The organism is Acidithrix ferrooxidans, from assembly GCF_000949295.1.
GTDB lineage: Bacteria > Actinomycetota > Acidimicrobiia > Acidimicrobiales > Acidimicrobiaceae > Acidithrix > Acidithrix ferrooxidans.
The window spans coordinates 1-5,206 of the sequence record NZ_JXYS01000045.1 but is presented as its reverse complement, the minus strand read 5'-3'; the positions used below and the strand labels follow the sequence as shown (position 1 = coordinate 5,206).

Annotated in this window: 5 protein-coding genes and 1 pseudogene; 2 read left to right on the top strand and 4 right to left on the bottom strand. The window is 53.6% G+C overall.

Going from position 1 to position 5,206, the window contains the following annotated elements; all coding sequences use genetic code 11:
• The coding region (locus AXFE_RS19220; RefSeq protein WP_152625969.1) for a DUF6431 domain-containing protein at window positions 1–552 on the bottom strand (552 nt) is incomplete at its 3' end.
• A 170-nt stretch (window positions 553–722) separates the two neighbouring features.
• Window positions 723–1,274 carry a hypothetical protein gene (locus tag AXFE_RS08435; RefSeq protein WP_152625968.1) on the bottom strand — a complete coding sequence of 184 codons (552 nt, stop codon included), beginning with the start codon at window positions 1,272–1,274 and terminating at the stop codon, window positions 723–725.
• Window positions 1,275–1,332: 58 nt separating this feature from the next.
• Here AXFE_RS08435 and AXFE_RS21430 point away from each other — a divergent pair.
• Both AXFE_RS21430 and AXFE_RS08430 read left to right on the top strand, forming a co-directional pair.
• A pseudogene (locus tag AXFE_RS21430) lies at window positions 1,333–1,524 on the top strand (ATP-binding protein); the annotation flags it as partial.
• 159 nt (window positions 1,525–1,683) lie between these two features.
• Window positions 1,684–3,522: an HD-GYP domain-containing protein gene (locus tag AXFE_RS08430; RefSeq protein ID WP_052605446.1), complete on the top strand. Its 1,839-nt coding sequence runs from the start codon at window positions 1,684–1,686 to the stop codon at window positions 3,520–3,522.
• Between the two features lie 470 nt (window positions 3,523–3,992).
• On the opposite strand, the gene AXFE_RS08425 is transcribed toward AXFE_RS08430, so the two are convergent.
• Window positions 3,993–4,499 (bottom strand): triose-phosphate isomerase family protein, encoded by a 507-nt coding sequence (locus AXFE_RS08425; RefSeq protein ID WP_052605445.1) that lies wholly within the window; start codon window positions 4,497–4,499, stop codon window positions 3,993–3,995.
• 324 nt (window positions 4,500–4,823) lie between these two features.
• A complete protein-coding gene (locus tag AXFE_RS08420; RefSeq protein WP_152625967.1) occupies window positions 4,824–5,012 on the bottom strand; it encodes a hypothetical protein in 189 nt (62 codons plus the stop codon).
• Between the last annotated feature and the right edge of the window lie 194 nt (window positions 5,013–5,206).

The window sequence follows — 5,206 nt, the reverse complement described above, 5'->3', positions numbered from 1 at the left end:
AAGAAGTCTTCCTCCGCACATAACTGACATCTGGGACCATGGGGGACTAGGACCAAAGCGGATGCTTAGAGAACGAACAGCAATCCCAATTGCACTTATTGCATCTGCGAATAGAGATCCCGCTGGGGCAATCTCAGACAATGTGACATCTAAAACCAGAGCCCAATTGGTGAAGCGTTCTAGGAGTATCTCCAACTTTTCTCTAAAACGTCTGAGCCAGCCTCGGACGGTTGTCTCGGGACGACAGATATTTGCAGCGATCTTTCTATGTCCAAGTCCCTCAGCCTTTTGAACTAAAGCTGACCCGATTACCGCTGCTTCGTCCACCCGGCGAACTAAAAGGTAATCGGGCAGGAGAACCGAGGTCTTAAAACAATCACTACAGCGCGATCTTCGTGGACAAAGCGTCTTAGTGCAGTCACGCATACGAATGGTTCTCGACCTCGCATGTGCCCATTTCCGAAGCACTCCGTTACAGGATGGACAAAAAAGTTTTCCACCCAACAATTCAGATTCCACAACGTCGGGATCACTAGATACAATAACAGCCATGGTGCCTCTGGCATCTCTGGGGGACCCTCTTGTAGTTCGGACAAAAAACAGCGAGGGGGTCCCATTTTATTCGGACTCCCTAGTTTGCCCTAACAGATAGCGACAACGCAACTACACAGCCACCTCTACGTCATCATCAGCTTCAGTGACGCCTTAATACCCCCGCGTAATCAACGAAAGCATCGCCCTACATCTTTTCTCTTGGACTTGAACTGAGGGAAGCCGACGTTCCTGCCCTTTCGTTTGCCGTGTTTAGAGCTAGACCAGTTAGATAGCGCCTGTACGAGGTCAGCTATGCCAGAGGCATATGCCTCTTTGGAGTTATCACCCCACCAAGGTGCGATCCCGTTCTTTCCTTGGTTGCTCTGTTTAGGAAGTGCCTCAAGAGTCCACGGCGTCGATTTATGGTCTGAGTTCTCTTTCTTGGCTTCCATGTCTGACTTTACTTTGGTTAGCGCCCAGTTGAAGGCGAAGCGTCTAGCACCAAAGTGAGAACGGATACCAGATGCTACCTGTGGATCTTTTGGCCACTCGACCTCAAACGAAGCCCCTGTGACTGTCCATCCGGTCGGAACCTTCTCGCCGGTATCGTCACATAGCTGGAATAGTACGCTGACTGACTCTAGTGCATCTCGGTATTGCTCGAAATCTCCGGTGAGCGATACTTTCCTTGTCGGCTTACCTTCGTCAAGAAGAACTTTACACCCAGTTAGTTCGGACACTTTCTGAGCCTGTGCTTTTGTCCGCATTACTGCGATCATGAGCACACCGCATCAATAGCATGCCTCACTCATTCTCATCAGCAAACTGGCGTTTTCAGGCTGGGGTGGTGTTTTTGGGGACCAAGTAGTCGCAGCTGCGATGATCGACCGCATCGTCCATTATGCCGCCGTGCTCGCCCTCAAAGGCGCTAATTATCGCTTGAGGGAACGAGGCATCGAAAGCTTTACCAAGCGTGATGCTGACCGCTGAAGACAAGAGCTGGGGTGTCTGAAACTGTTCACTTTTCGAGCGTTGTAAGTGTTTAGTTTTCGAGCATCGTCCACCGTTACAAATCACTTAAAGTAATTCGCTAAAAAGACCGATATACACGTCATGTCACTCAGAGTAGTGTTATCAAGGCGAAATATTTTGCCACCAAGAGATACCGGCCTCGGAAGAGCAACGGCAGCACTCATAGATCAGGGAACGACGACTGAGCCCAACAAGCCAGCAAAACCCCGTGAATGGGCAGCGAAGCCCCGGCATGCATTGCTGTTACATCTAGGTCTCTTTCTGATACCTATAGCGAGCGCAGTGATGAGCAGCATCGTCTTCAGCCACATCATCCGAGAGCCACATACGACAATCTCGCAGTTGGCATGGTTGGCTTCGCTATTGCTCTCCTCGTCATTACTTTTGTTGGTGGTGGAGAGGCAGACCCGGAGATTTCTACCGTTAGTCGCCCTCTTGAAACTGACGATGATCTTTCCTGACCAGGCACCGTCTCGGTTCAAGTCAGCAATGCGTGCTGGATCCGTGAGAAAACTCGAAGAGCGTGTCAAGGCTGTCGACATGAAGGCTCAGGAATTCAAGACGCCGACAGATGCTGCTTCAGTTATCGAACTGGTCGCTTCACTCACGTACCATGACCGTAGAACCAGAGGTCATGCTGAACGAGTGAAAGCCTATGCACTGCTCATCGGACAGGAAGTCGGCCTATCAAAGAGTGACTGCAACAAACTCGTGTGGGCCGCACTGCTTCATGACGTAGGGAAGGTGGCTGTCTCCACTAAAATCCTGAACAAAGGTGGGGCTCTTTCGCCTGCCGAGTGGGAAGAAATACGAAGACATCCCCTTGAGGGCCAGAAACTCTTGGAGCCACTTCTGGGGTGGATGGGTCCATTTGCGAACGCCGTATGGGAGCATCACGAGAAATGGAACGGCCAAGGCTATCCGTTAGGTCTGTCCGGGAACAATATTTCCCTCTCTGGGCGCATCGTTTCACTTGCCGATGCCTACGAAGTCATGACAGCCGCACGGTCCTACAAGAGGCCAATGTCTATATTGGAGGCCCGTCAAGAAGTAGTGAGATGTGCTGGGACGCACTTTGATCCTGATGTAGTACGTGCCTTTCTAAACATTTCAATTGGGCGCCTTCGGTTTATGTCGGGCCCTGCTGCTTGGATTGCTCAACTGCCCTTCCTCGGATGGACGGCCCCTGTGGGTCTCCCCGCCGTGGTTGGAACTGTCGGAAAAACGATGGCACTCGTCTCATTCGTGCACGGTGTTGCTCCGTCGGTACTCGTCACGCAAGCAGGCCCTGCAAGCAAGGTTGCAGCATCAGCACTGACTGCGAACACGACTGCAAGCGCAACAGGTAGCACTATGACTCCCGCTCCAGCGTCCAGAACGAGCTCACAGGAGAATTCTCTCCCAGCTCAGGAGTATCAGGGATACGAACTCGACCGAGGTTCGGTGGTAGCACCGCAAGACACATCAAACGGCAGCGCTGTGTCTGCAAGCTCTTCAGGTACGACTCACGGTCGCCCGACATATTCCGACTTCAATCCTGCGACCACAACGACATCTGGGAACGCTGCGGTCAGCCATGCAGCGTCGTTACCGGCGACAACAGCGGGCACAAGACCTGGGAACGCGGCGGTCAGCCATGCAGCGTCGTTACCGGCGACAACAGCGGGCACAAGACCTGGGAACGCGGCGGTCAGCCATGCAGCGTCGTTACCGGCGACAACAGCGGGCACAAGACCTGGGAACGCTGCGGTCAGCCATGCAGCGTCGTTACCGGCGACAACAGCGACCACAACGACATCTGGGAACGCGGCGGTCAGCCATGCAGCGTCGTTACCGGCGACAACAGCGGGCACAATAGCGACCACAACGACATCTGGGAACGCGGCGGTCAGCCATGCAGCGTCGTTACCGGCTGGAGCATCGCCGGAAACTGTGACGCCAAGGCACCAAAGCTAACGCTACCCATTCACCGAAGACGGATGGGCCGCGAGATTCAGCTGAATGACGAGCATCTCCCTGGTCACTGTTGCCAGCAACCTATCTTTGACTCACTAAGAGCAAGATATTTTTGACCCACGCCACCTATTCGTGACGCACGTCGCAGTTTTCAATCTTGCGTGGTCGCAAGTTATGGAATAGTCAGGCCATTCCGCAATGGCTCCTGTGGTAGGTTGAAAGGATTGGTAAATAATTACTGGAATGACTGGTACAGATTTTTGGAGTACTCAGGCGCGGGCAGAGAGCGGTGCGATCTCCAGGTGGCACATGGCACTTGGGTGCCGAGGAGCAAACAGGCCAGCCAGGCAACCATCAGAGCAATTGGCTTGACGGCGTCGGGAGACACGACCATCGTCGTTGCGCTGCTCACAAGGCCAGCCTCGACCCTGTCCTGGAGAGGGACGAGTTGTCCAGCATCGCGGCCCGAATCAACCGGTCACGATGGTGCTAAACTGCTCGGCGTCGAGGCTCGCCCCACCTACGAGGAACCCGTCTACGTTCTCCGCACCGAGTAACGCCCCGGAGGACTCAGCTGTGACCGAGCCGCCATACTGGATGCGAACCATCGCGGCTGCATCTACTCCGGCTAAGTTTCCGAGTTCGTTTCGAATCGCTGTACACATCTGCGCCGCATCGTCGGGCGTGGCGGTCACCCCAGCACCGATAGCCCAGAGCGGCTCGTAGGCAATGACTGCCGCGGCAACCAACTCAGCTGGCCGGTCGCCGAGCGCCGAGGCCACCTGCCGGCGCACCTTCCTTTCAGCAACGCCACTGTTACGCTCTGCGGTGGTCTCACCAACGCAGAGGATCGGCCGCATTGCGTGCCGATAGATGGCGCTGACCTTGTCACGCACGACCTCGTCGGTCTCGCCGCACTGCGCACGCAGTTCGGAGTGCCCGGCAATCACGTAGCGAACGTTCAGCGAGGCAAGCATTCCTGGGTCTTCGGATTTAACGGTGGAAAGTAAGCATCTAAATCAGATAAAGCCTCTGGCTTTGGGCTATAGAGATAGGGGTTGGCACGTCTAATGGCTCCTTGGACGACGATCAATTATCGACTAGAAATCTCTAAAACTCATAAGGTGGATGTTTGGGTTCGCCATTGGCGAACCCAAACATCCACGAGAACATCTATCCCATTTGATGAATCTACAACTATCTGAGAATTGGCATATCACCACGTTTAGTGTGAATTAGGTTGTCGGAGACTGCTCGAATACAAGAGCAAGCTTGATCCATGACTCATCTTGAACTAAGGCCTATCTTGAATTAAAGCCCCAGGTGCGACGATAAAGTGCCACGGATAAGATCGCAATAGCCCCTGGGTCCTGATATGAGAGGTTGTTGGCCCTCAGCGGGACCTGTGCGTCGCCAAGATTGACTAACTCTGTGGAAAATTGCCAGGAGAACAATGTTGGAATGGGCAGAACGCTTTGCGTTCTGCCCATTCCAATGACCTTCGACTTCCAATAGGCTTCGGCTATGACCATCTCTAGCTGATAGCTATCAGCTAGAGATGGTCATCTTGATAGGGCTACGATTTTCTATCTGCCACGCTGGAGATTAACGAAATGTCGGTGTTACGGTTGCTAGAAGGTCCCAATTGACCTTGCCACCGCTAAGGAGTGTTCGAATGCGGAAG